Origin of the sequence: Nocardioides sp., assembly GCF_041393715.1 — a bacterium.
Taxonomy (GTDB): domain Bacteria; phylum Actinomycetota; class Actinomycetes; order Propionibacteriales; family Nocardioidaceae; genus Nocardioides.
In genome coordinates this window covers 1-23,982 of record NZ_JAWKJQ010000014.1, presented here as the reverse complement: position 1 = coordinate 23,982, position 23,982 = coordinate 1, and the positions used below count along the sequence as shown (strand labels likewise).

At 73.1% G+C, this 23,982-nt stretch carries 22 protein-coding genes, 1 tRNA gene and 1 pseudogene; 10 read left to right on the top strand and 14 right to left on the bottom strand.

The genetic code is table 11. The features are described 5' to 3' along the window. Window positions 1-108 precede the first annotated feature (108 nt). On the top strand, window positions 109-483 hold the full coding sequence (locus tag R2740_RS17610) for a DUF2510 domain-containing protein (protein WP_371304000.1): 375 nt from the start codon (window positions 109-111) through the stop codon (window positions 481-483). Here the strand turns inward: R2740_RS17610 and pntB are convergent, their stop codons facing one another. Beyond that, window positions 484-1,920, bottom strand: a complete 1,437-nt coding sequence (gene pntB, locus R2740_RS17605) for a Re/Si-specific NAD(P)(+) transhydrogenase subunit beta (protein ID WP_371303999.1) — start codon at window positions 1,918-1,920, stop codon at window positions 484-486. It abuts the gene before it with no gap. A gap of 2 nt (window positions 1,921-1,922) precedes the next feature. Continuing rightward, window positions 1,923-3,476, bottom strand: coding sequence for a Re/Si-specific NAD(P)(+) transhydrogenase subunit alpha (locus tag R2740_RS17600; protein WP_371303998.1), 1,554 nt, complete (start codon window positions 3,474-3,476; stop codon window positions 1,923-1,925). Window positions 3,477-3,751: 275 nt separating this feature from the next. On the opposite strand from R2740_RS17600, the gene R2740_RS17595 reads away from it, so the two are divergent. Next, window positions 3,752-4,672: a hypothetical protein gene (locus R2740_RS17595; protein WP_371303997.1), complete on the top strand. Its 921-nt coding sequence runs from the start codon at window positions 3,752-3,754 to the stop codon at window positions 4,670-4,672. Between the two features lie 225 nt (window positions 4,673-4,897). Here the strand turns inward: R2740_RS17595 and upp are convergent, their stop codons facing one another. Continuing rightward, complete coding sequence (gene upp, locus R2740_RS17590) at window positions 4,898-5,545, bottom strand: uracil phosphoribosyltransferase (protein WP_371303996.1); 648 nt, start codon at window positions 5,543-5,545, stop codon at window positions 4,898-4,900. 121 nt (window positions 5,546-5,666) lie between these two features. Here upp and R2740_RS17585 point away from each other — a divergent pair, with 121 nt between their 5' ends. The 3 genes from R2740_RS17585 to R2740_RS17575 all read left to right on the top strand — a co-directional run bounded on the left by R2740_RS17585 (window position 5,667) and on the right by R2740_RS17575 (window position 6,808). After that, window positions 5,667-6,161, top strand: a complete 495-nt coding sequence (locus tag R2740_RS17585) for a tRNA adenosine deaminase-associated protein (protein WP_371303995.1) — start codon at window positions 5,667-5,669, stop codon at window positions 6,159-6,161. Window positions 6,162-6,204: 43 nt separating this feature from the next. Then, window positions 6,205-6,645 carry a tRNA adenosine(34) deaminase TadA gene (tadA, locus tag R2740_RS17580; protein WP_371304029.1) on the top strand — a complete coding sequence of 147 codons (441 nt, stop codon included), beginning with the start codon at window positions 6,205-6,207 and terminating at the stop codon, window positions 6,643-6,645. Window positions 6,646-6,718: 73 nt separating this feature from the next. Continuing rightward, a tRNA-Ser gene (locus R2740_RS17575) sits at window positions 6,719-6,808 on the top strand. Between the two features lie 70 nt (window positions 6,809-6,878). On the opposite strand, the gene R2740_RS17570 is transcribed toward R2740_RS17575, so the two are convergent. The 8 genes from R2740_RS17570 to R2740_RS17535 all read right to left on the bottom strand — a co-directional run bounded on the left by R2740_RS17570 (window position 6,879) and on the right by R2740_RS17535 (window position 14,398). After that, a complete protein-coding gene (locus tag R2740_RS17570) occupies window positions 6,879-7,280 on the bottom strand; it encodes a pyridoxamine 5'-phosphate oxidase family protein (protein WP_371303994.1) in 402 nt (133 codons plus the stop codon). A 68-nt stretch (window positions 7,281-7,348) separates the two neighbouring features. After that, window positions 7,349-8,860, bottom strand: coding sequence for a hypothetical protein (locus tag R2740_RS17565; RefSeq protein WP_371303993.1), 1,512 nt, complete (start codon window positions 8,858-8,860; stop codon window positions 7,349-7,351). A 46-nt stretch (window positions 8,861-8,906) separates the two neighbouring features. Next, window positions 8,907-10,172 carry a hypothetical protein gene (locus R2740_RS17560; RefSeq protein ID WP_371303992.1) on the bottom strand — a complete coding sequence of 422 codons (1,266 nt, stop codon included), beginning with the start codon at window positions 10,170-10,172 and terminating at the stop codon, window positions 8,907-8,909. After that, the gene (locus tag R2740_RS17555; RefSeq protein ID WP_371303991.1) at window positions 10,169-11,140 is read right to left on the bottom strand and encodes a hypothetical protein; all 972 of its coding nucleotides are present in this window, start codon (window positions 11,138-11,140) and stop codon (window positions 10,169-10,171) included. The genes R2740_RS17560 and R2740_RS17555 overlap by 4 nt, the downstream gene beginning before the upstream one ends. After that, window positions 11,137-11,532, bottom strand: coding sequence for a hypothetical protein (locus R2740_RS17550; RefSeq protein ID WP_371303990.1), 396 nt, complete (start codon window positions 11,530-11,532; stop codon window positions 11,137-11,139). The genes R2740_RS17555 and R2740_RS17550 overlap by 4 nt, the downstream gene beginning before the upstream one ends. A 63-nt stretch (window positions 11,533-11,595) precedes the next feature. Next, entirely contained in the window at window positions 11,596-13,113 is a 1,518-nt protein-coding gene (locus R2740_RS17545) for a hypothetical protein (protein WP_371303989.1), read from the bottom strand. Beyond that, window positions 13,110-13,994 carry a hypothetical protein gene (locus R2740_RS17540; RefSeq protein WP_371303988.1) on the bottom strand — a complete coding sequence of 295 codons (885 nt, stop codon included), beginning with the start codon at window positions 13,992-13,994 and terminating at the stop codon, window positions 13,110-13,112. Before R2740_RS17540 ends, R2740_RS17545 begins: the two co-directional genes overlap by 4 nt. After that, a complete protein-coding gene (locus R2740_RS17535) occupies window positions 13,991-14,398 on the bottom strand; it encodes a hypothetical protein (RefSeq protein ID WP_371303987.1) in 408 nt (135 codons plus the stop codon). The genes R2740_RS17540 and R2740_RS17535 overlap by 4 nt, the downstream gene beginning before the upstream one ends. A gap of 249 nt (window positions 14,399-14,647) precedes the next feature. On the opposite strand from R2740_RS17535, the gene R2740_RS17530 reads away from it, so the two are divergent. Beyond that, window positions 14,648-17,764 carry an alpha-amylase family glycosyl hydrolase gene (locus R2740_RS17530; RefSeq protein ID WP_371303986.1) on the top strand — a complete coding sequence of 1,039 codons (3,117 nt, stop codon included), beginning with the start codon at window positions 14,648-14,650 and terminating at the stop codon, window positions 17,762-17,764. Window positions 17,765-17,782: 18 nt separating this feature from the next. On the opposite strand, the gene R2740_RS17525 is transcribed toward R2740_RS17530, so the two are convergent. After that, entirely contained in the window at window positions 17,783-18,985 is a 1,203-nt protein-coding gene (locus tag R2740_RS17525) for a pyridoxal phosphate-dependent aminotransferase (protein ID WP_371303985.1), read from the bottom strand. Between R2740_RS17525 and R2740_RS17520 the strand changes: the two are divergent. The 3 genes and pseudogenes from R2740_RS17520 to R2740_RS17510 all read left to right on the top strand — a co-directional run. Continuing rightward, window positions 18,984-19,955 (top strand): annotated as a pseudogene (locus R2740_RS17520) (cation:proton antiporter); the annotation flags it as partial. The gene R2740_RS17525 and the pseudogene R2740_RS17520 sit on opposite strands and share 2 nt — an antisense overlap. Before the next feature lie 67 nt (window positions 19,956-20,022). Further along, window positions 20,023-20,613, top strand: a complete 591-nt coding sequence (locus R2740_RS17515) for a cation:proton antiporter (protein WP_371303984.1) — start codon at window positions 20,023-20,025, stop codon at window positions 20,611-20,613. Between the two features lie 3 nt (window positions 20,614-20,616). Beyond that, on the top strand, window positions 20,617-21,138 hold the full coding sequence (locus R2740_RS17510) for a 2'-5' RNA ligase family protein (protein ID WP_371303983.1): 522 nt from the start codon (window positions 20,617-20,619) through the stop codon (window positions 21,136-21,138). A gap of 9 nt (window positions 21,139-21,147) precedes the next feature. Here R2740_RS17510 and R2740_RS17505 read toward each other — a convergent pair whose 3' ends face one another. Together R2740_RS17505 and R2740_RS17500 are read right to left on the bottom strand one after the other, a co-directional pair. After that, complete coding sequence (locus tag R2740_RS17505) at window positions 21,148-21,660, bottom strand: LytR C-terminal domain-containing protein (protein WP_371303982.1); 513 nt, start codon at window positions 21,658-21,660, stop codon at window positions 21,148-21,150. Continuing rightward, on the bottom strand, window positions 21,660-21,956 hold the full coding sequence (locus R2740_RS17500) for a type II toxin-antitoxin system VapB family antitoxin (RefSeq protein ID WP_371303981.1): 297 nt from the start codon (window positions 21,954-21,956) through the stop codon (window positions 21,660-21,662). Before R2740_RS17500 ends, R2740_RS17505 begins: the two co-directional genes overlap by 1 nt. Before the next feature lie 89 nt (window positions 21,957-22,045). Between R2740_RS17500 and R2740_RS17495 the strand changes: the two genes are divergently transcribed. Further along, complete coding sequence (locus R2740_RS17495; RefSeq protein ID WP_371303980.1) at window positions 22,046-23,758, top strand: helicase HerA-like domain-containing protein; 1,713 nt, start codon at window positions 22,046-22,048, stop codon at window positions 23,756-23,758. Window positions 23,759-23,982: the final 224 nt, after the last annotated feature.

Below are 23,982 nucleotides of genomic sequence, written 5' to 3'. Positions count from 1 at the left end.
GCGATCGTTTGCTGCACTTGACCCCGCGACACGCCCGCGAGGGGGGGCTGATTGCAGCAAACGATCGGGAATCCTGGCGGCAACGGCTCGGCCGGGAGGAGCGCGACGATGGCCAAGGGACCTGGGTGGTACCCCGACCCGTGGGGCGGCGAGGGGCTGCGGTGGTGGGACGGCAGCAACTGGAGTGAGCACGTCCAGGGCCAGGCCGGTCCGGGCTACTCCGTCGCGGCCACCATGCGCGGCGGGCCGCTCGTGCAGCCGGGCAGCGTGATCAAGTGGTACCACCAGTGGTGGTTCATCTGGGTGATGCTCTTCGTCTGCAGCGGATGCATCGGGCTGGTGCTCACCTGGACCCGACCCGGCACCCCCACCTCGGTCAAGCTGATCATCACGGTGTTCTACTTCGTGATCCAGTTCATGATCCTGTGGGCGATGGTCAGCGTCCTGGGGCGGATGGACTCCGGCAGCGGCGTCCCGGGCTGATCAGCCCGGCAGGCTGCGGATGATGTCCTCGACGCGCTCCTTGGCGTCGCCGAAGAGCATCTGGGTGTTGTCGCGGAAGAAGAGCGGGTTCTGTACGCCGGCGTAGCCGGTGGCCATCGAGCGCTTGAAGACGATGACGTCCTTCGCGTGCCAGACCTCGAGGACGGGCATGCCGGCGATGGGGGAGTTGGGCTCCTCCAGGGCGGCGGGGTTGACGGTGTCGTTGGCGCCGATGACCAGGACGACGTCGGTGTCGGCGAGGTCGTCGTTGATCTCGTCCATCTCCAGGACGATGTCGTAGGGGACCTTGGCCTCGGCCAGCAGCACGTTCATGTGCCCGGGGAGCCGGCCCGCGACGGGGTGGATGCCGAAGCGGACGTCGATGCCCTTGGCCCGGAGCTTGGCGGTGAGGTCGGCGACGGCGTACTGCGCCTGGGCGGTGGCCATGCCGTAGCCCGGCGTGATCACCACCGAGGAGGCGCCGGCCAGCAGCTCGGCCGCCGCGTCGGCGTTGATCTCGCGGTGCTCGCCGTAGTCCTTGGCCTCGCCGACGACGCCCCCGTCGGAGCCGAAGCCGCCGAGGATGACGGAGATGAACGACCGGTTCATCGCCCGGCACATGATGTAGCTCAGGATCGCACCGGAGGAGCCGACCAACGACCCGGTGATGATCAGCAGCGAGTTGCCGAGCATGAAGCCGGCGGCCGCGGCGGCCCACCCGGAGTAGCTGTTGAGCATGGACACCACGACCGGCATGTCGCCGCCGCCGATGGCCGCGACCATGTGGAAGCCGAGGGCGAAGCCCAGCGCCGCCATGATCAGCAGCAGGGTGAGACCGAGCCCGCTCGGGTCGCCGAGGGAATCGTCCTCGGCGACGACGAGCCAGATCATCAGCACGAAGAACGCCGCGAACCCGACCATGTTGAGGACGTTGCGGGCAGGCAGCACGAGCGGAGAGGACTTCATCTTCGCCGACAGCTTGAGGTAGGCGACGACCGAGCCGGTGAAGGTGAACGCACCGATCAGCACGCCGAGCGCGACCTCGATCAGGTGGACGGCGCCGCCCTCGCCCTCGGGGGAGAGGAAGGAGTTGAACCCGACCAGCACGGCGGCCATGCCGACGAAGGAGTGGAACGCCGCGATCAGCTCGGGCATCTGGGTCATCTCGACCCGCCGGGCGACCGGCGTACCGATCGCCGCGCCGATGGCGAGCACCACGACGATCAGCAGCAGGGTGACGCCGACCGAGCGACGGTCGGGGTCGTGGCCCGACATGTAGAGCGAGTGGATGATCGTGGCCGCGAGGGCCAGGGCCATGCCGACCATGCCGGTGAGCGTGCCCATCCGCGCCGTGGTGGGGCGGGAGAGGCCGGCGAGCGACAGGATGAACATCACGCCGGCGATGATGTAGAGGCCGGCGACGAACTGGATCACCATGCTCAGGCCTCCTTCCGGAACATGCCGAGCATGCGGTAGGTCACCAGGAAGCCGCCGAAGATGTTGATCGAGGCGATGGACGCGGCCACGAAGGACATGACCGTCACCGCGAGATCCGTCGACCCGAGCTGGAGCAGCGCGCCGACCAGGATGATCCCCGAGATCGCATTGGTCTGCGACATCAACGGGGTGTGCAGCGAGTGGGAGACCCCGCTGATGACGTAGAACCCGACCACGACCGCGAGCGCGAACACCGTGAAGTAGCCGGTGAAGCTCGGCGGCGACCAGGTCACCGCCGCGACGACCAGGGCGGCCGCGACGGCCGACATCACCAGCCGGCGCTGGGTGCGGCTGTGTGCCTCGGCGGCCTCGCGGGCGGCCCGGACGGCCGGGTCCTCCGGCTCCGCCACCGGGGCCGCCGCGGGCGCGGCCGAGACCTGCACCGGCGGCGGTGGCCACATCGGCTCGCCGTCCTTGACCACGGTGATCCCGCGCTGGACCACGTCGTCCATGTCGAGGGTCAGCTGCCCGTCCTTCTCGGGGGTGAGCAGCTTGAACAGGTTGACGATGTTGGTGCCGTAGAGCTGGGAGGTCTGCGCCGGGAGCCGTCCGGCGAGGTCGGTGTAGCCGATGATCGTGACCCCGCCCGCGGTGACGACCTTCTCGCCCGCGACGGTGCCGGCCACGTTGCCGCCGTTGGCGGCGGCCATGTCGACGACCACGGTGCCCGGCCGCATGCCGGCCACCGTCTCCTCCTTGACGAGCAGCGGCGCCGGTCGCCCGGGGATCAGGGCGGTGGTGATGACGATGTCGGCGGCCCTCGCCTCCTCGTCGTACATCGCCGCGGTGGCGGCCTCCTGCTCGGCGGTCATCTCCTTGGCGTAGCCGTCGGAGGAGACCTCCTGCTCCATGTCGACGGTGACGAACTCGGCACCCATCGACTCGACCTGCTCGGCCACCTCGGGGCGGACATCGAAGGCGCGCACGATGGCGCCCATCGAGCCGGCCGCCCCGATCGCGGCCAGTCCCGCGACGCCGGCACCGACCACGAACACCCGCGCCGGCGGCACCTTGCCGGCCGCCGTGACCTGTCCGGTGAACTGGCGGCCGAACGCATGCGCCGCCTCGATCACCGCGCGGTAGCCCGCGACGTTGGCCATCGACGACAGCACGTCCATCGACTGGGCCCGGGAGATCCGCGGCACTGCGTCCATGGCGAGCCCGGTCACCCCGGCTGCCTGCAACCGCTCCAGCAGCTCGGGGCTGCGGGCCGGCGCCATCAGCGACACGACCGTGGCGCCCTGCTGGAGCCTGCCGATCTCGGCGTCGGAGGGAGCGTCGACCTTGACCACGATGTCGCTGCCCCACACGTCGCCGTCGGAGCCGAGGGTGATCCCGGCGTCGGCGTACGCCGCGTCCGGCTGGTCGGCATGGGCTCCGGCGCCCGCCTCGACCACCACGTCGTAGCCGAGCCCGGCCAGCTGCTGAGCCGTCTTCGCCGTCGCCGCGACCAGGGTCTGGCCGTCCTGGGACTCGCGGGGGATGCCGATGCGCACGCTGCCCTCCTGGGGGTCCTGCTCGAGGGGTGGCCATCGACGGCACGCCCGGCCTTCAACGTACTAAAGGTGGTGGGTTCCCCCCGCCCTGGGGGTTGTGTGTCCCAGCCGTCGTCCTCCGCGCCGGGCCGATCACACGACTCACTCCGCTGCGCGGGCTGTGTGACCGTCCCCGCGGGGACTACGACGGCTGGGACACACAACCCGCCCGAGTCTGGGACGGCACCTGTGGAGGGCCGACGCGGGCAGTCGCTCGGGTGGGCATGCTCCCTGGCATGGACGACCGACGATGGGCGCCCCTCGCCGAGCGGCAGACCGGGGTGCTGGCGAGACGACAGCTGCGAGCACTCGGAGTGACCGAGTCCACCGTGCGCCACCACCTGCGCGTAGGGCGATGGGCGGAGCGGACGCCGACCGTGCTGACCACGACCACGGGCCCCTTGTCCTGGGAGCAGAGGCTCTGGGTCGCCGTGCTGCACGGTGGGCCCCGGGCGGTGCTCGGCGCGCTCACGAGTGGAGAGCTGCACGGCCTGCGCGGCTGGCATCGAGACGAGATCACCGTGGTGGTCAACGACCAGCACGTGCCTCCGCCGCTCCCGGGGGTGAAGTTCTTCCGCAGTCGACGTCCCTACCCGATCTGGGTCGCCGGCCACCTCGCGATCCCGACGATGCGGCTCGAGCAGGCCGTGCTGCTGTTCGCGGCCTACTCATGCGAGCTGCGCACCGGTCAGGGAGCGATCGCCGCCACGGTGCAACAGCGGCTCACCACGCCGGCGCGCTACGCCGAAGCGGTCGATGCCCTGCCGCCGTTGAGGCGGAGTCGCCATTTCCGACGACTCATCGGCGATCTTGCCGGGGGCGCGCAGTCGGTCGCCGAGATCGACGTACGACGTGCGTGCCGGCGCGCGGGAGTCGCGCTTCCCAGGCGTCAGCAGGTGCGGACGGACCGCAGTGGCCGCCGGCGCTACACCGACTGCGAGTGGGACCTGCCCGACGGGAGGCTGCTCGTTCTCGAGGTCGATGGCGCCTTCCATCTCGACGTCGCTACCTATGCCGACGACATGCGCCGCCAACGCCGGCTCACGGTGCCGGGGCGGGTGATCGTGCGCTGCACGGCAGTGGAGCTGCGTGACGAGCCGCACCAGGTGATGGCCGACCTGGTCGCCCTGGGTGTGCCGCTCGTCCGCGCCGCCTGAGGTCTGTGCCTCTGCTCGGCCGATCGGTCGGCCTGGGTGGGGTTGTGTGCGCGTGCCCGCGGGGACTACGACGGCTGGGACACACAACCCGCGGGCGGCGGGTTGTGGCGGCCCGCGCGGGACTACGACGGCTGGGACACACGACCCGCGGGGGAGGTGGGTTGTGTGACCGTCCCCGCGGGGACTACGACGGCTGGGACACACGACCCGCGGGGGAGGGGGCGGTCAGTGCGAGCCGGCGCTGCCGTAGAGGCGATCGCCGGCGTCGCCGAGGCCGGGCACGATGTAGCCCTTCTCGTTGAGCCGCTCGTCCATCGCGGCGGTGACGACGGTGACGGGGACGTCGAGGCCGTCGAGCTCCTGCTCCAGGCGGGCGCAGCCCTCGGGCGCGGCCAGCAGGCAGATCGCGGTGATGTCGTCGGCACCCCGGTCGGTGAGGAAGTGGATGGCCGCGGCCAGGGTGCCGCCGGTGGCCAGCATCGGGTCCAGGACGTAGCACTGCCGCCCGGAGAGGTCGTCGGGCAACCGCTCGGCGTACGTCGACGCCTCGAGGGTCTCCTCGTTGCGCATCATGCCGAGGAAGCCGACCTCGGCGGTCGGCAGCAGTCGCAGCATCCCGTCGAGCATCCCGAGGCCGGCGCGCAGGATCGGGACCACCAGCGGCTGCGGTGAGCGGAGGCGTACGCCGGTGGTCGGCGCCACCGGGGTCTGGATGTCGATCGCCTCGACGCGGACGTCGCGCGTCGCCTCGTAGGCGAGCAGCGTGACCAGCTGGTCGGCGAGCCTCCGGAACGTCGGAGTGTCGGTCGTCTCCTTGCGCAGCGCGGTGAGCTTGTGGGACACGAGCGGGTGGTCGACGACGAGGGTGCGCATGACCGGCACCCTAGTGCCGCCGACGGCCCTGGGCGAAGGCCGGTTCCACGCCCGACCCGCCGGTGACCCGACGCCGTCGAAACGGCTTGGCGCGGCCGGGGCCGTCTGTCACCCTGGAGTCGTGACCATCGAGCAGCTCGAGGGGATCGACTTCGCGTTCGCCGCCTACCGCGAGGAGGGCGTCTGGGCGCTGGAGGAGGTCGCCCATGCCGTGCTCGATGACCTCGACACCTTCGCGGGCGCGCTGCGTCGGTTCCCCGGCGACTTCGGTGCGTTGGGTCTCGTCGGCGTCGACGAGGACTTCTTCCTGGTGGTGCGGGTGGCCGGCCCGCACGTGCGGCTGCTGCTCTCGGACGTGACGGCGGCCGAGGAGTGGGAGCTCGCCTCGTCGGCCGTCGAGCACCTCGGGCTGCCCACGCCGGAGGACGACGACGAGCCCGCGCCGGCCGGTGACCTCGACATCCTGGGCGACCTCGGGATGAGCGCGATGGACCTCGGCGCGCTGCTCGACGAGGACGCCGAGGACCTCTATCCCGACGAGGTGCTGTCCGAGGTGGCCCGCCGGCTCGGCTTCGGCGCCCTGTTCGACGCGGCCGTCGGGCTCAGCCCGGCCTGAGGCGAGGATGACCGACCCCGCCGTCGCTCGTTGGGGCGACCCGATGCGGCTCGCGCTCGACGAGGCGCGGGCAGCGCTCGCGACCGGCGACGTGCCGATCGGCGCCGTCGTCCTCGATCCCGACGGCCGGGTGCTCGGCTCGGGCCACAACGTGCGGGAGGCGGCCCACGACCCCACCGGCCACGCCGAGGTCGTCGCGCTGCGGGCCGCGGCGGCGCGGCGGGGTGAGTGGCGGCTGGAGGGCTGCACGCTCGTGGTGACGCTCGAGCCGTGCACCATGTGCGCGGGCGCCGCCGTGCTGTCCCGGGTCGAGCGCGTCGTGTTCGCGGCGTACGACGACAAGGCGGGCGCCGTCGGCAGCCTCTGGGACGTCGTCCGCGACCGCCGTCTCAACCACCGACCCGAGGTGGTGACCGGCGTGCTCGCCGAGGAGTCCGCGGCGCTGCTGGAGGAGTTCTTCGCGGCCCAGCGCGACAGCGGCTGACCCGGCTCCGCGAGCCACCGTCGGCGGTCCGGCCGATTCGGCGGGCCGGTGCCGCTCCGGTACCCTCGTCGGCGGTGGCGTGTCCGAGCGGCCTAAGGAGAACGCCTCGAAAGCGTTTGTGGGTGCAAGCCCACCGAGGGTTCAAATCCCTCCGCCACCGCCAGCTGAGGCGGGACCCCGTCCGGTCCGTCCGGGCGGGGTTTCGTCATCCGGTGACCGGCGACGCGAACGACCTAGGCAGGGCCGATCCGCCGCCCCGACAGGGTGTCCCACCGCAGCCGCACGTAGAGCGGGCGGGTGCCGCCGGCCCACGGGTCGGGGTTCCAGGTCCGCACGATGTCGTCGAGCTCGGGGCCGGGCCGCACCTGGGCTCCGGGCCCGGAGGCGACCACGCTCCATCCGCTGCGCCGTTCGGTGTCGATCTGGTCGACCTCGAAGGCCAGCCGGGACTGCCAGGCGTGGGTGCCCAGCACGCTGTAGGCCGTGGTCCGGAAGACCACCGAGTCGTCGGTCAGGGTGAAGTTGACGGGGAACACCTGGGGCCCGTCGACCGTGCAGAGCGCGACCCGGCCGACCTGCTCGCCCCGGAGCAGCTCGAGGCACTGGGAGTCCGACAGCACGGCGACATCGCTCACGCCTCCATCCTGCCCCCTCGGTCCTCGTGCCGGAAGGGTGGCCCCTGCCACACCGAGTGGCGAGCCCGTCAGCAGTCCGGGGGCGGAGGCAGGGTGCGCTGCACGCCCTGGCGCAGCAGCACCGGGAAGCCGCAGACGTTCGCCACCGGGCGGTAGTGCGCGTCGAGCGCCTGCTGGGCCCGACCCGTCGGGTCCAGCGACCAGGTGTCGATCGAGCCGAGCTGGACCACCCAGTCGGGGCCGCCGGGTGAGTCGAGCGTCGCCGTCATCCGCGCCAGCTCGGGGTCCATCACCCGGGTCGGCAGGCTCCACAGGAACGGGTACGCCGGCCGCAGCCCGGCCCGCTCCAGCACCTGCGGCTGGCCGTGGATGACCAGGCCGGTGTCGCCGGGCTGTCGTGCCTCGCGCAGCCACGCGGCCATCGTCGCCTCCCGGCCCAGCGACCGCTCGGTCTCGGCGATCAGGGTCACGCCCCCGGCCACCAGCGCGGAGACGAGGGAGCCGGCGAGCACGCCGGTGAGCAGCCGCTGCCCGGGCGGCCGGGTCGCCAGGGCGACCAACAGCGCCACCCCTGGGATGGTGGCCAGCAGATAGTGGTCCCAATAGCTGCCACCGCCCACGACCCCCACCAGCTCCACCAGCAGCAGCGCCGCACCGGCGAGCAGGACCGGGTTCCGGGGCGAGGCTCGTCGCAGCCGCCAGATCGCGGTGAGCAGCAGCGGCACGAGTCCGCTCAGCACGGCGATGAGCAGCAGCAGCCGGACCCGATGGTCGTTGGCCGGGGAGCTGGTCTGGGCGAGCACCTCGGAGGCCGAGACCCGGAAGGTGACGACGGCCTCCCACAGCGGGGCGAGCCCCGGCCCGGTGGCGGCCCAGGCGACCGTCACGAGCGCCGGAGCCAGGGCGCCGGCCGCGGTCGCGGCCACCCGGAGCACGCCCACCCGCCATCCGTGCCGCTCCCGCAGGGCGTCCGCGACGGCCAGCACCACCAGGAAGGCGAGCCCGTCGAGGAGGTTCTGCTTCACCAGCGGGGCCACGCCGGCGAGCGCCCCGGCCACCAGCCACGGCCAGGGGCCGACCCGGTGGCGGGCGTGCAGCCCGAGCACCACCGCGCCCAGCACCCACGGCAGCCCGACCAGCTCGGCGTTGACCTCATGGCTGCCGAGCATCGGGTTGCTGAGCAGGATCGCCGCGGTGGCAGCGGCCGCGATCGCCCCACGGCGGCCGCCGACCGCCGAGCCGGCCATGCCGGCCAGCAGCACCGAGGCGCCGGCCAGGAGCAGGCCCAGCAGGCGGAGCGCGGTCAGACCACCCGCGAGATCGGCCACCTTGAAGACCGCCACCAGCGCCGGCGGCCGGTCGACGAACAGCGAGCCGTAGAGGTACGGACCGAGGCTGGTCCAGTGGCGGGCGACCACCAGCAGACCGCCCTCGTCGGGATACTCCTGGCGGGCCAGGAAGGGCACCCGCAGCAGGGCCGTCGCGACGGCGACCAGCACGACCACCCGCATCCCCGAGGACCCCGTCCCCGACGGTTGCGCGGCCTGGTCACGGCTGGTGCGAGCAACGGTCGTCGGCACTTCTCCGACGGTACGGCGGCCCCGCTGAAGCCCCGCTGAGAGCGGCTCAGCCCAGGAAGCCCGTCTGGCGGAGCCGCGCGAACTCGGCGCGCAGCACGGGGTCGGCGGCCGCATCGGCGACCCGCGCGCCCTCGGCGTAGGCCGAGGGTCCGGGCTCGCGGGACTCGAAGACCACGGTGACCCGGCGTTCGTCACCGGCATGCAGCACGGCTCCGAGCAGCGCCACCGGGTCGCTCCGCTCCTCCAGCGCCAGCAGCCGCACGTGGTCGGGGAGCCGCGGCACCTGCGCCGCGGGGGAGCCGGCGACCACGACCTGGTCGACCGTGAAGCCCTCGTGCTCGGCGGCCGCGACCGCGGCGGCCGCGACGCCGCCCTGTGCCAGTCCGACCAGCAGCACCCGCGCGTCCTCGTCGCCGGCCGTCGCGTCGGCCAGCGCCTCGACCACCGCCGAGGGGTAGTCACCCTCGTCCCCCACCAACCGCAGCCCGCGCAGCCCGACGTGCGGGCCGGGCAGCCAGGCGACGTACCGCCCCTCGGCGACGCGGGCCACCACCACCCGGCTCGTCGCGGCCAGCAGTCCGTCGACCAGATCCGCGAGGCCGCGGGGCCTGCCCTCCGCGACCTCGGTGGCCCCGTCGTGCTCGGCACTCCCGAGCACGGCCCCCGCGACATCGCGCACCGCGGCCGAGGGCGAGACCGGCAGCGCCGACAGCCCCAGCCGGTCGAGCCCCTCCGCGGCCAGTCCCGGGGTCTCGTCGGCCGACAGTCCGGTGGTGAGGAGGCCACGCATCTGCAGACTCTCCAGCAGCCCGCCTCCTCCGCTGGTGAGGTGCTCACGCAGCTCGGGGTTCTGCTCCGCGAGCTCGGAGAGATAGGCCGCGACGTCGTCGCGCTCCATCGACTCGGTCTCGATCAGACCGGCCGACACGATCGCCCCGCCCAGCGCGACCTGGGGGGCGAGGTAGCCGACGGCGCGCCCGGCGATCCGGCCGAGGGTGGAGTACGCCGCCTCCTGCAGCTCCTCGATCCAGCGGTAGGTCAGCACCGTCGCCCGCACCACGAACGCGTCGGCGTCCAGCTCGACCGAGCGGGTCTGCAGCCCGGCCTTGCCGGTCGAGAGGGCGCGCAGCGCCGTCTCGAGCGCCTCGAAGGTGCGCGGGCTGAGCGCGGCGGACGGCTCGATGTCGGGGTCGGCCAGGACGTCGGTCCCGAGCCGGGCGCGATGGCGCAGCTCGGCCCCGGTGGCGTCGAACACGTCGGCCAGCGCCATCATCTGCTCGAAGCCGTCGGTGGCCCCCGGCACCCCGGTCACGACGCCGCCCCGGCGGAGGTCACGGCGGCCAGGGCGGGGGCGAGGGCACCGCCGAGGTCGACGGGCCGCACGGGCGCGAGGCGCAGCGTGGCGGTTGCTCCCGAGGCCGGCTCGAGTGCCAGCCAGCCCCGGTCGCCGAGCAGCCAGGCGACGGTGGCGACGGGCAGCGCGTCGGTCCGGGTGACGTCGGTGGCGAGCGCGCGGAGCCGCCCGTGGGTGGCGGCCGCCAGCCCCGACAGCGCGGCGAGTGCCTCGGCCCGCTCGAGGGCGCGGCCCTGGACGTCGGTGACCGGCCCGGCCTGGTCGAGCAACGCCGGCAGCACGTCGTGCCTCCCCGCGGTCTGGGCCTCGGTTGCCGCGTCGGCCAGCTCGAAGGGCAGCAGCACGGTCCGTCGCGCGCGCTCGTCCGGCTCCTCGGGCCCCGTCGGCAGCTCGGGCACCGTCGCCACCCGGGCCAGCTCGTCGGTCCACTGGCTCGCGTGGCACCACGCGACCTCGAAGAGCACCCCGTCGGCCGTCGACAGGGTCGCGACGGCCGGGCCCCGCTGTCGGTGCCACGACCGCACCCGTCCGGTCGGCGTGGCGAGGTCGAGGTCGACGGCCAGCCTCGGTGTGGCGAGCAGTCCGAGGGCGCCGGCGAGCCCGGCGTCGAGGGCCGTGCCCTGGGCCAGCCCGCGCCGGCCGAGCGACGAGGCGGGGTCGGGGAGGCCCGCCACGATCCGGTCGTACGCCGGCCCCGCGGCGCCGGTCGCCTCCTCGCCCAGCCGGTCGGCCAACCGGTCTGCCGGCCGCCCGCCGGGTGCGACGCCGCCGGCCGTCGCCGCGTCGTCGAAGGGGAGGGGCGCACCGCCCGCGAGCCGGGCGGCATGCCGCAGCTCGGCCAGGGTGAGGCCGACCCGGCGGGGCAGCCCGTCCAGCAGCCCGGCCGGCTCGGGCGCGGGGGTGGTGGTGAGGTCGACGACGGTCACGGCGCACCTCCGGTGTCACGAGGGACGTCGTCCGGCGGGGCCGTCGCCGAGGTCCCGACGTAGTTCAGCCAGTCGCGGTGCCCGGAGGGTGGCAGCGGCCCGGGCGCGTCCGGTCGGGTGCGACGCTCCCGCTCGGCGATCAGCTCGGTGAGCCGCTCGACCTCCTCGCGATGCCGGTCGAGCAGCGTCGCGGCCTCCTCGTGGCCGCCGGCCAGGTCGCGCAGCCGGGCTGCGCGGTCGCGGATCCGCTCGCGCATGGCGACGGCGGCCCGGCCGGTCCACGCGACGGTCTCGGCCTGGCCGACGAGGCGGTCGGCCAGCCGGCGCAGCTCGGTGGCCTGCTCGCGCAGCTCGGTGGCGCGATGCCGCATCACCTCGGGGTCGCCGTACACCGCCGTCTCCCCTCCGCGCGTCGTGTCGGTGTGCGTCAGGGTAGCCAGCCTCGGCCCCGAGGCTCAGGGCCGCCGGGTGATCTGGAACGCCTGGTAGGCCACGTCGGTGGTCTCGCCGGTCAGGAAGCCGTCGTCGTGGAGGTCGGCGAGCGCGGCCGTCAGCGAGGGGTGCGTCGAGGCGTCGACACCGGCCGCGCCGTTGACGTAGTGGGACAGCGCATGGTTGCCGCCGACGCTGGTCTCGTGGTCGTCGAAGGTGACGGTCACGTGGTTGGCGGCGTCGGAGTTGTCCTCCCCGTCGAGCAACGGGACCACGTCGCCGTGGTGCTCGAGCGAGAGAACCTGGGTGCCGGGTGGGTAGTCGCCGAGGCCCGCGACGGGGGACCCTGCCGTCACCACCTGGGTGACGTGGAACTCCTGGCTGTGCGAGGCGATCCACGCGGCCTCGATGCCTCCCTGCGAGTGGCCGGCCAGCATCACCGTGTCGGTGGGGGCGATGCCGGCCTGGTGCATCGCCGAGAGGATGCCCTCGGCGTAGGTGGTGCTCTGTCCGTTGAGGGCCAGGAGGTTGGTCGGCAGGTCGCGGACGTCGTCGTCGGCCGTCCACGGCAGCGTGGTCAGGTCGTCGGTGCCGGGGAGATAGACGATGTGGTGAGGCACGCCGTCGCCACCGGTCCACGTCTGGATCTCGATGGTGCCGTTGTCGGCGGGATGGTCGGCGTCGGACCATCCATTGACCTGGTCGAGATGGGTCATCACGTCGGCCAGGCTGCCGGGCACCGGCTGGCTGCCGCCGAGGCTCGACAGGTCGTCGCGGACGTCGACGTGCGGCGGCCCGTCGGGCGGGTAGAGCCCCGCGAGCAGACCGGCGGCGTCCTCGGTGGTCGGCGTGACCGGCGGGAACCCCCACGGCCCCGGGGTCACCCCGTCCCAGAAGCCGTCGATGACGCCACCGCCGCCGTTGACGAGGTGCTGCACGGCCCCGGGGTGGTCGACCAGCCACTGCTGCACGTCGTCGGTGAGGTCGTCGGTGAGCCGGCCGCCGGCCTTGCGCAGCCGCTCCTGGAGCGCCGGCGGCAGCAGACCGTAGATGGTCGCGGCGCCCGCGGCGTCGAGAGCCAGCGGGGGGAGCCACAGGGGCGCGGTGGCGGCGGCGGTCACGAAGGCCGCGCCGAGGGCGAACCCCGCGAGCCGGCCGAGGGAGTAGTCGACGACCTCGAAGGTGAGCCGGACCAGCTCGTCGGTCGACTCGAACGCCTCGATGGTCACCCGGACCAGCAGCGCGTCGGCCTCCCAGGCCAGCGAGGCGACCAGCAGACCGTCGGGCCCGAGGGTGGCGGCGAGCACCGCGGCCTCGGCGTCGGCGAAGGTCAACGGCGAGAGCAGCGCCGACTGCAGCAGGTCGGTGTCGGCCAGCACCCGACTGCCGAGCCCGGCCTGGTCGCGCTGCCGGTTGCCCGCGGTGTCGTACGCCGTGGCGAGGGCGCGCATCTCGGCGTACTGCGCGGCCAGGCCGGCGGCGCCGCCGCGCACCTCGCCGGGTGGGACCGGCGTGATCGTGCCGTCGTGGTCGGGGGTCATCGGCCGGCCACCCCACGCAGCAGGCGGGCCACCTCGGTGCCGAGCCGGGTCGGCGGCACCGGGTCGACCCGGACGAAGGCCTGGCCGTCGCGGTGGACCGGGGTCAGGGACCGCCAGCCGTCGTCGTAGCGCAGCCAGCTCACGATGCCGAGCCGCCGGTCGCCGGCCGGGCCGTGGCCCGCCACGGTCGCGCGCAGCCGGGCGCTCGCACCCTCGTGAAGCAGCCGGAGCTGCTCGGTCTCCCCGGTCGCGTCGGGACGGCTCAGCAGCTCCTCCAGCAAGTCGGCCCGACCCTCGGTGGCGGCGGTGCCGGTGCCCAGCACCAGGGGGAGGGGAAGGGTCAACCCGACCCGAGGCCCGGGACCGCACCGGTCGCGCGGTCCCTGCTGAGCGCCGGCGGGCAGGGCCGTCAGCTGGGCGTGCCAGTGGCCGAGGCCGCACCAGCCGAGCTCGACAGCGCCACCGGCCGCGGTGAGCCAGGTGACCCGGTCGCCCCACCGGCGGTGCCAGGCATGCAGGCTCACCGGACCTGCGGACAGCCGGCGGACCAGCACGACGTCGACGGTCGTCTCGGCGCGGGCGAAGGCCGCGAGTGCGGTGAGCACCGTCGGCCGCACCCGCCCGTCGCGGTCGAGCGCCCCGAGACCACGCAGCTCGGCCCGCGCCGCCTCGTCGGTGGCGATCGGCGGCGAGGCTCCCGGCCCCGACAGCCGAGTGGTCAGCAGTGAGGGGGTGGTGGGTCGGTGCCAGGGCAGCTCCACGCCGGCGGCGGTGGCCAGCCACGCGACGGCGCCAGGGCTGAGCGGCAGTCGCATCGGCAGGTCGGCGAGCTGCTGTCGCGGCGTCGGGGGTGCCCCGAGCCGGACCCTCGTGGCGCTCACCGGTGCAGCCCCGGGAGGTCGACGTCGAGCCAGTCGCGGTGGCCGCTGGGCGGTGGGACGAACCGGTCGAGCAGCTGGTCGAGGGGGTCCGGCAGCGGACCGGCGAGGCCGTCGAGCAGACGATGCGCCAGCGCCGCCAGCCGGTCGCGGGCGGCGGCGATCAGCCGGCGGGCCCGCTGCTCGAGGGCCGCGATCAGCGCGGTGAGACGGTCGACCTCGGCGGCGTGGTGGTCGAGCGCGCCGGCGGCGTCGTCGTGGGCCGTCGCGGTGGTGCGCAGCGCGGCGACCCGGTCGCGCGCGTGGGTGCGCATCGCGTCGGCCGCCCAGCCCTGCCAGGCCACCCCCTCGGCCCGGGCCAGCAGCTCGTCGGCCTGGCCGCGCAGGTCCTCCGCCTGGTCCCGCATGCGGGTTCCGAGGCCGCGGATCACCGTCGTGTCGCCATACATCGCCCCACCTCTCTCGCGTGCTGGTGTTCCTGCCCCGCCGAGCGCGACCACAAACCACGGCACCGCGCGCCTGGGGATGAGCCGCCTTCGGGGAGCTCGACGCGGGGTTCACAGCACCGCGCCACCCCGCTACGGTGCGGAGACGGCCAGTTGTGAGGGCCGACACACGCCGCCCCGTCTCGGGGGCCTAGTGCATGGGAGTCCGTGATGCCGTCTCGCCGCCGTCCGTCCGCCACCTTGCGCCTGCCGGCCGCACTCTGGGCAGCGTTCGCGTCAGCGCTGGTCGCTGCCCTCGTGGTGCTGCCGAGTGGACCCTCGCGCGCCGCGACCGACAGCGTCACCCTGGTCGGCAGCCTGCAGGCCGCGCTGGGGTGTCCGACCGACTGGGACCCCGCCTGTGCGGCCACCCACCTGACGCTCGACCCGGCCACCGGCGTCTGGAGCGGTGCCTATGACGTGCCGGCCGGCAGCTATGAGATGAAGATCGCGGTCAACGACGGCTGGGACGAGAACTACGGCGCGGGCGGCGTCGCCGACGGTCCCAACCTCCCACTCGTCCTCGAGGGCGACGCCCGGCTGACCTTCTCCTTCGACGAGGCCACCCACCTGCTCACCGTGCGGGCCGAGGTGCTCGGCGGTCCGACCCGCGGCGACTGGGGCCGCTCCGGCACCTCGCTCCGCTCCTCGCTGACCAAGGAGCGGTTCTACTTCCTGATGGCCGACCGCTTCGCCAACGGCGACACCGGCAACGACCTCGGCGGCCTGACCGGAGGCCGGCTCGAGACCGGCTTCGACCCCACGGACAAGGGCTTCTACCACGGTGGCGACCTCAAGGGAGTGACCAGCCACCTCGACTACATCAAGGGGCTCGGCACCACTGCCATCTGGCTGACCCCGTCGTTCAAGAACCGTCCCGTCCAGGGCACGGGCGCCAACGTGAGCGCGGGCTACCACGGCTACTGGATCACCGACTTCACCCAGATCGACCCGCACCTCGGCACCAACGACGACATGAAGAACCTCATCGACCAGGCGCACGCCAAGGGCATGAAGGTGTTCTTCGACATCATCACCAACCACACGGCCGACGTGATCTCCTACCAGGAGGGCACCTACGGCTACATCCCCTCGACCACCAGCCCCTACCGCGACGCCGACGGCAACGTGTTCGACCCGCATGCCGTCGCCGGCTCGGCGGACTTCCCGGCGCTCGACCCGAACGTGTCGTTCCCCTACCACCCGGTCTTCCCGACGCCGGCCGACGCGACGGTCAAGGTGCCGGCGTGGCTCAACGACGTGACGATGTACCACAACCGCGGCGACTCGACCTTCGCCGGCGAGTCGAGCGAGTGGGGTGACTTCGTCGGCCTCGACGACCTGTTCACCGAGCGGCCCGAGGTGGTCGACGGGATGACCAAGGTCTACGAGTCCTGGGCCGACCTCGGCATCGACGGCTTCCGCATCGACACCGTGAAGCACGTCAACATCGAGTTCTGGCAGCAGTTCTCGCCGGCCCTGCTCGACTACGCCCACGGCCTGGGCAACGACGACTTCTTCATGTTCGGCGAGGTCTACGACGGCAACCCGGCGTACCTCTCGACCTTCACGACCAACGGCCGGCTGCAGGCCACCCTCGACTTCGGCTTCCAGGCCAAGGCGGTGCCGTTCGCCTCCGGCTCCGAGCCGACGAAGATGGCCGACTTCTATGCCCTGGACGACTACTACACCGACACCGACTCCAACGCCTACCAGCTCCCCACGTTCCTCGGGAACCACGACATGGGCCGGGTCGCGATGATGCTGCAGGGCGCCGCCAGCGACGACGCCGACCTGCTGGCGCGGGTCGAGCTCGCCAACGACCTGATGTACCTCACCCGCGGCCAGCCGGTCGTCTACTACGGCGACGAGCAGGGCTTCATCGGCCTCGGCGGCGACAAGGACGCGCGCGAGGACATGTTCGCCACCCAGACCGACCAGTACGCCACCGAGAAGGTGCTCGCCGGGCCGTCCGGGTCGCTGGACCGCTTCGACCCCTCGCACCCGCTCTACCGTCAGATCCGGTCGCTGTCCCACCTGCGCCGCAGCAACGTGGCGCTCGCCAACGGGGCGCAGCTGCCGCGCTACGCCGCTGACGAGGCTGGGGTCTTCGCGTTCTCCCGCGTCTCGCGCAGCAAGCATCCGCGGGAGTACGTCGTCGCGCTCAACAACGCCGCCACCGAGTCGTCGGCGACGTTCGTGACCGGCACCTCCCGGGCGACCTTCAAGCCGGTCTACGGCAGCCGCCGCTCGGTGCGGTCCGGCGCCGACGGGTCCGTCACCGTGACCGTGCCGCCGCTGTCCGCGGTGGTGTTCCGCGCCAGCAAGCCGATGGACGTCGGCAAGCAGGCGCCGGCGGTCACCTTCCGCACCCCGACCACCGGCACGGTCGGCGGCCGTGCGGAGGTGGGCGTGGACCTGACCGGAACCGGCGCTGCGGGCCTCAACCAGGTGTCGTTCTCCTACCGCCCGGTCGGCACCCGCGACTGGACCAAGCTCGGCGTCGACGACAACGCGCCCTACCGGGTCTTCCACGACGTCACCGGGCTGACCAAGGGCACCGTGCTGGAGTACCGCGCCGTCGTCCGCGACCCGCGCGGTCACCTGTCGGCGGCGTCGACCTCGGCCGTCGTGGGCGACCCGCCCAAGCCGCCCACCGGCGGTGGCGGCGGCGTCGTGGTGCAGCCCGACAACGTCAGCGTCCCGGGCACGCTGAACACGGCCATGGGCTGCGCGACCGACTGGGCGCCCGACTGCGACCAGGCGCAGCTCGCGCTCGATCCCGACGACCAGATCTGGAAGGGCACCTACACCCTCCCGGCCGGCGGCTGGGGCTACAAGGTCGCCATCAACAAGTCGTGGGAGGAGAACTACGGCGCCGGCGCGGTCCCGGACGGGCCCAACATCGACCTGACCACCACGGCGGCCCCCGTGACGTTCTACTACGACCACGGCACGCACTGGGTGACCAGCGACGCGCAGGGGCCGATCATCACCGCACCCGGCAGCTACCAGAGCGCGCTGGGCTGCCCGGGCGACTGGCAGCCCGACTGCATGCGACCGTGGCTGCAGGACCCCGACGGCGACGGCACCTACACCTGGGTGACCACGCTGCTCCCGGCCGGCGACTACGAGTTCAAGGTCGCGCACGGCCTGTCGTGGGACGAGAACTACGGCGCCGGCGGCGTGGCCAACGGCCCCAACATCCCGCTGTCCGTGACTGAGGGGGCGACCGTCACGATCTCCTACGACATCGCCACCCACCTCGCCACGGCGACGGTTTCCTGACGTCGCCGGCCGACGAGGTCAGCCGAGGTAGCGACCAAGCCGGTCGAGCGCCTCGTGGATGTCCTCGGTGGTGCCGGCGAAGCTGAACCGCACGAAGCGGTGACCGTGCTCGGGGTCGAAGTCGACCCCGGGGGTGAGCGCGACGCCGGTCTCGGCCAGCGTGCGGTGGCACCAGGCCATCGAGTCGTCGGTGAGGTGGCCGAGGTCGGCGTACACGTAGAACGCGCCGTCGGCCGGGGCGAGCCGGTCGATGCCCAGCCGGGGCAGGCCCTCGAGCAGCAGCCGCCGGTTGACGGCGTAGCGGCGGACGTGGCCGTCGAGCTCGGCGTACGACGCGTCGTCGAAGGCCGCGAGACAGGCGCGCTGGGCGATCACCGGCGGGCAGATGGTGAAGTTGCCGGTGAGCACGTCGACCGCGCGGCGCAGTCGCTCGGGCACCAGCATCCAGCCGATCCGCCAGCCGGTCATCGAGAAGTACTTCGAGAACGACGAGAACACGATCGCCTCGCGGGAGGTCTCCCAGGCGCTGCGGGCCAGTGCCTCGTCGCCGTCGAGCGGGGCGTACTCGATGCCGTGGTAGATCTCGTCGGACACCAGCTGGACGCCGTGCTCCTCGCACCAGCGGGCCAGGGCGGCCAGCTCCTCGGGCAGCAGCATGGTGCCGGTCGGGTTGGCCGGTGAGGCGACCACGAGGCCGGCGATCGGCCCGGTGCGGGCGACCAGCTCCTCCACCTGCGCGACCGTCGGCTGGAACCGGTCGTCGGGCCCGGTCGGGATCTCGACGACCTCGCAGCCGAGCGCGGCGAGCACGTTGCGGTAGCAGGCATAGCCGGGCCGTGCCATCGCCACCCGGTCGCCTACGTCGAAGGCCGCGAGGAAGGCCAGCAGGAAGCCTCCGGACGAGCCCGTCGTGACCACCACGTCGTCGGGGCTCACCTCGATGCCGTGCGCGCGTCGGTGGTGCCCGGCGATCGCGGCGCGCAGCTCGGGGATGCCGGTGGCCACGGTGTAGCCCAGCGGGTCGCCCGACTCCAGCAGCCGGATCGCCTCGCGGCGCACCGGCTCCGGCGCCCCGGTCATCGGCTGTCCGGCCACCAGGTTGACCAGGTCGCCGTGCGAGGCCTGGCGGGCCGCCGCGGCGGCGAGCAGGTCCATCACGTGGAACGGGGGTACGGCGGCGCGCGCGGCGACGGCGTACCGCTCGGTCGTGTCGCCGCTCATGCCGCCATCGTGCCCCCTCGGCGCGGCCGCTCGCCATCCACCCCCGGACCACCGATGCAGGGACGCACTCTCGGCCCCGATAGGATCGTGCTCACCGCCCGCGCGCCGCCGAAGGAGCCTCGTGACCTTCGACCTCCACCAGCTCGACACGTTCGTGCTGGTGGGCGCCGCGGTCACGTTCCTGGCCATCCTGGCCGTCCGGCTGTCCTCGCGAGCCGGGCTGCCGAGCCTGCTGATCTACCTCCTGATGGGGGTCGCGCTCGGGGAGCGCGGCGCCGGCATCCAGTTCGACAACCCCGAGGTCGCGCACGCGATCGGCTTCGGCGCGCTGGCGCTGATCCTGGCCGAGGGTGGTCTCACCACCTCGTGGCGGGAGGTGCGGCCGTCGATGCGGCTCGGCTTCCTGCTGGCCACGGTCGGGGTCGCGGTGTCGGTCTCGGTGGTCGCGGTCGCCGGGCATTACCTGCTGGGGATGCCGTGGGAGCTCGCGGTCCTGCTCGGCGCGGTCACGTCGCCGACCGATGCCGCCGCGGTGTTCTCGGTGCTGCGGGTGGTGCCGCTGCCGCAGCGGCTGGTCGGCGCCTGGAGGCGAGTCCGGGCTCAACGACGCCCCCACCGTGGTGCTGGTGACGCTGATCTCGACCGGCGCGGTCGCGGAGTACGGCGCCCCGCCGTGGCCGGCATCATCGTCTACGAGCTGGTCGCCGGCGTGCTGGTCGGCCTGGCGATCGGCTTCGCCGGGGCGTGGGTGCTGCGCCGGGTCGCGCTGCCGGCGTCCGGCCTCTACCCGCTGGCCTTCCTGACCCTGGCTCTGCTGGCCTACGGCGCCGGCGCGGGCGTTCACGCCTCCGGGTTCGCCGCCGTCTACGTCGGCTCGCTCGTGCTCGGCAACCAGGAGCTCCCGCACCGCGCCGCGACCCGGTCCTTCGCCGAGGGCGTGGCCTGGCTCGCCCAGATCGGGCTGTTCGTGATGCTCGGGCTGCTCGTCTCGCCCGGCCGGATCACCCCGTCCACGTTGGGGATGGCCCTGGTGGTCGGTGGTCGTGCTCACCTTCGTGGCCCGGCCGCTGTCGGTGGTGGTGTCCTCGATCGGGAGCGGGTTGTCCGCGCGGGAGAAGACGTTCCTGTCCTGGGCGGGACTGCGCGGTGCGGTGCCGGTGGTCCTGGCGACGATCCCCTACGCCGAGCACGTCGAGTCCTCCCGCCGGCTGTTCGACCTGGTCTTCGTCCTGGTCGTCGTCGCGACCCTGCTCACCGGGCCCACGCTTCCCTGGGTGGCGAAGGTGCTTCGGGTGGCGCGCCGCTCCGAGCCCCGGGGGCTCGACGTCGAGGTGGCGCCGCTGGAACGCATCGCCGCCGACCTGCTGCAGGTCACGATCAGCCCGGTCTCGAAGATGCACGGTGTCGAGGTCGGCGAGCTTCGGCTGCCGGTGGGTGCCTCGGTGTCGATGGTGATCCGGGGTGGCCGGACGCTGGTGCCCGAACGGCGTACCGTCCTCCGCCACGGCGACGACCTGCTCATCGTCACCCCGCGCGACGCCCGCGAGGACACCGAGCGCCGGCTCCGCGAGGTCTCCGCCGGCGGCCGGCTGGCCCAGTGGTTGCACGCCGACCCGGGGAAGGGGTGAAGCATGACCGGTGGCCGTTCGGGGCTGGTGGTGGAGGTTCCGGCGGCGGAGTCGACCGTGGCGCAGCACCGTCTGCGCCTCGACCCTCTGGCGTCGCTGGGGGTGCCCGCGCACGTGACCGTGCTGTTTCCCTTCGTGCCCGTTGAGAAGCTCGACGAGGGAGTACATGATCGGGTCGCGGCGATCGCGGGGTCGGTGGAGACCTTCTCCTACCGCTTCTCGACGCCGGCGTGGTTCGGGGACGACGTGGTCTACCTGGCACCGGAGCCACCGGAGCCGTTCGTGCGTCTCACCGAGCTGCTGTGGGCTGCCTTCCCCGATCAGCCGCCGTACGGCGGTGCGTTCGACGAGGTCATCCCGCACCTGACGATCGGACACGGCAACGACCGATCGGCGCTGCAACGGGCGGAGGCCTCGGTGCTGTCCCAGCTCCCGGTGGAGGGTCGTGCCGAGCGGCTCACCCTGCTGGTCGAGGGCGAAGGCGGTCGGTGGACCGTGGACCGGCGGTTCAGCCTCGGCGCCTGACGGGGCTGCTCACTCCGGCGCCGGAGGGACGCACACGGTGGTGTCCTCGGCGAGCTCGAGGGACTTCTTGCCCTTGGTGACCTGCTTGAACTTGGGGCCGAGCACGAGCGTGACGCCGTCGTCGAGCGGTTCGGCGTTGGTGATCCTGGCGCGCTTGCCGAGGTAGGAACGCAGCAGCTTCGCCTCCGGCCCCTGGGGGTCGGTGGTCCAGATCTCGGCGACCTTGACCTTGGTGCCGTCGGGGGCGTCGCTGGCGCGGCCCACCGCGAACCCCGCCGAGGTGAGCTCCTCGGAGGTGCGGCTGGCCAGGCCGACCCGGTCGCTGGCGTTGAAGACGTCGACCAGCATCTTCTCGGGGGTCAGCGAGGTGCCCGCGGCCAGCGTCGTGTCGGTGCACGCCGTCGTCTGTGCGGAGCGCTGGGGGAAGGGCTCGGTGAACGCCGCCCATCCCCACATGCCCCCCACGACGACGAGTGCGACCAGGGCGGTCAGCGTGAGGGCCGTCTTGACTCCGCGCGGCATCAGCCCTGCACCGCCACCACGCGGGCGTGCAGCACGTTGCGCTGCTGCAGCGCCGCCCGCAGCGCGCGGTGCAGGCCGGTCTCGAGGTAGTACTCGCCCTTCCACTCCACGACGTGGGCGAACAGGTCGCCGAAGAAGGTCGAGTCCTCGTCGAGGAGGGTGGCCAGCTGCAGGGTGTCCTTGGTGGTGACCAGCTGGTCGAGGCGCACCTGGCGCGGCGGCACGTCGGCCCATCCCTTGTCGGACAGGCCGTGGTCGGGGTAGGGCCGCCCCTCGCCGACGCGCTTGAAGATCACGCCCGCGAGTCTAACCACGGCGGAGCCGGTGTCCGTCCGCGCGATCCGGCGGTACGCCGACCGGCCCGGCGAGACTAGGCTTGCCGCTCATGAGCGAGACGCCCGACGCCGCCGCCCCCGAGTCCGCCGACCCCGACGCCGCGGCACCCCCGGCCGAGGCCGAGGCGCCACCCGCTCCCGCCGAGGCGTCCCCCGCACCGGCCGAGCCCGCCGAGCCGGCCGAGCCCGCCGAGCCGGCGGCCGAGCAGGACCCGATCTCCGCCGCCGTGGCGCCGGGCTACGCGTTCGAGGGGCCGGCGCTCGAGCTCGGTGGCCTGATGCTCAACGCCACCGACCTGGCCGACGTCCACATCCGCATCCCGCTCGGGATGGTCAACCGGCACGGCCTGGTGGCCGGTGCCACCGGCACCGGCAAGACCAAGACGCTGCAGCTGCTCGCGGAGCAGCTCAGCACCAACGGGGTGCCGGTCTTCGCGGCCGACATCAAGGGCGACCTGTCGGGGCTGAGCGTCCCCGGTGAGGGAGGCGCGAAGATCGACGCCCGGGCGGCGTCGGTGGGTCAGACCTGGACCGCGACCGGCTTCCCCACCGAGTTCTACGCCCTCGGCGGCCAGGGCACCGGCATCCCGCTGCGGGTCACCATGACGGCGTTCGGGCCGATGCTGCTGTCGAAGGTGCTCGGCCTCAACGACACCCAGGAGTCCAGCCTCGGGCTGATCTTCCACTACGCCGACAAGGCCGGCCTGCCGCTGCTCGACCTGGCCGACCTGCGTGCCGTGGTCGGGTTCCTCACCTCCGACGAGGGCAAGCCCGAGCTGAAGAGCCTCGGTGGCCTGTCGACCGCGACGGCCGGGGTGATCCTGCGCGAGCTGATCGCCTTCCAGGACCAGGGCGCCGACCTGTTCTTCGGGGAGCCGGAGTTCGAGTCCAAGGACTTCCTGCAGACCACCGCCGACGGCAAGGGGCTGATCAGCCTCCTGGAGCTGCCCAACCTCAATGACCGGCCGGCGCTGTTCTCGACGTTCCTGATGTGGCTGCTGGCCGACCTGTTCCACGACCTGCCCGAGGTCGGCGACATCGACAAGCCCAAGCTGGTCTTCTTCTTCGACGAGGCGCACCTGCTCTTCCACGACGCCTCCGACGCCTTCCTCGACCAGATCGCCCAGACCGTCAGGCTGATCCGGTCCAAGGGGGTCGGCGTCTTCTTCGTGACGCAGAGCCCGACCGACGTGCCCGACGACGTGCTGGCGCAGCTCGGCTCCCGGGTGCAGCACCAGCTGCGCGCCCACACGCCCAACGACGCCAAGGCGCTCAAGGCGACGGTCAACACCTACCCGACCTCGGCCTACGACGACCTCGGCGAGGTGATCACCAGCCTCGGCATCGGCGAGGCGGTCATCACCGTGATGAACGAGCGCGGCGCCCCCACCCCCGTGGCCTGGACCCGGCTGCGCGCGCCCGAGTCGCTGATGGGCCCCGCCGACCCGGCCGCGATGGAGGCCACGGTCAAGGCCAGCCCCCGTTACGCGACGTACGCCGAGGCCGTGGACCGCGAGTCCGCCCGCGAGAAGCTCGCCGCCAAGCTCGAGGAGGGCGCGCGCAAGGCCGAGGAGGACGCCAAGCTCAAGGAGCAGCTGCGCCAGGAGAAGCTCGACCAGGCGCAGGAGCGCAAGGAGGCCGCGAAGAAGAAGGACGACGGCGGTCTGATCAGCGATGTCGTGCAGTCGAGCGCCTTCAAGGACTTCATGCGCACCGCCGCCCGGGAGATCGCGCGGGGGATGTTCAAGTCGGGTCGGCGCTAGGTTCGTCGCTGAGGTCGTCGCTGGGGTCGTCGCTGAGGTGATCGCGTAGGGCGCGCCGCGAACTCAGGTGCCCTTGCGGCTGCCGGCTCTGATGTGGTGGCGGTTCTTGGCTGTGAGGGGCGGGAGCGCTGCTGGGGTTGCGGCGGGTACGGCGGCTTCCGGGTCTGCTCCGAGGGCTCGCGCGAGGCGTGGATCTGGTGGTGGATCCGGGGCCGGAGTTGGGG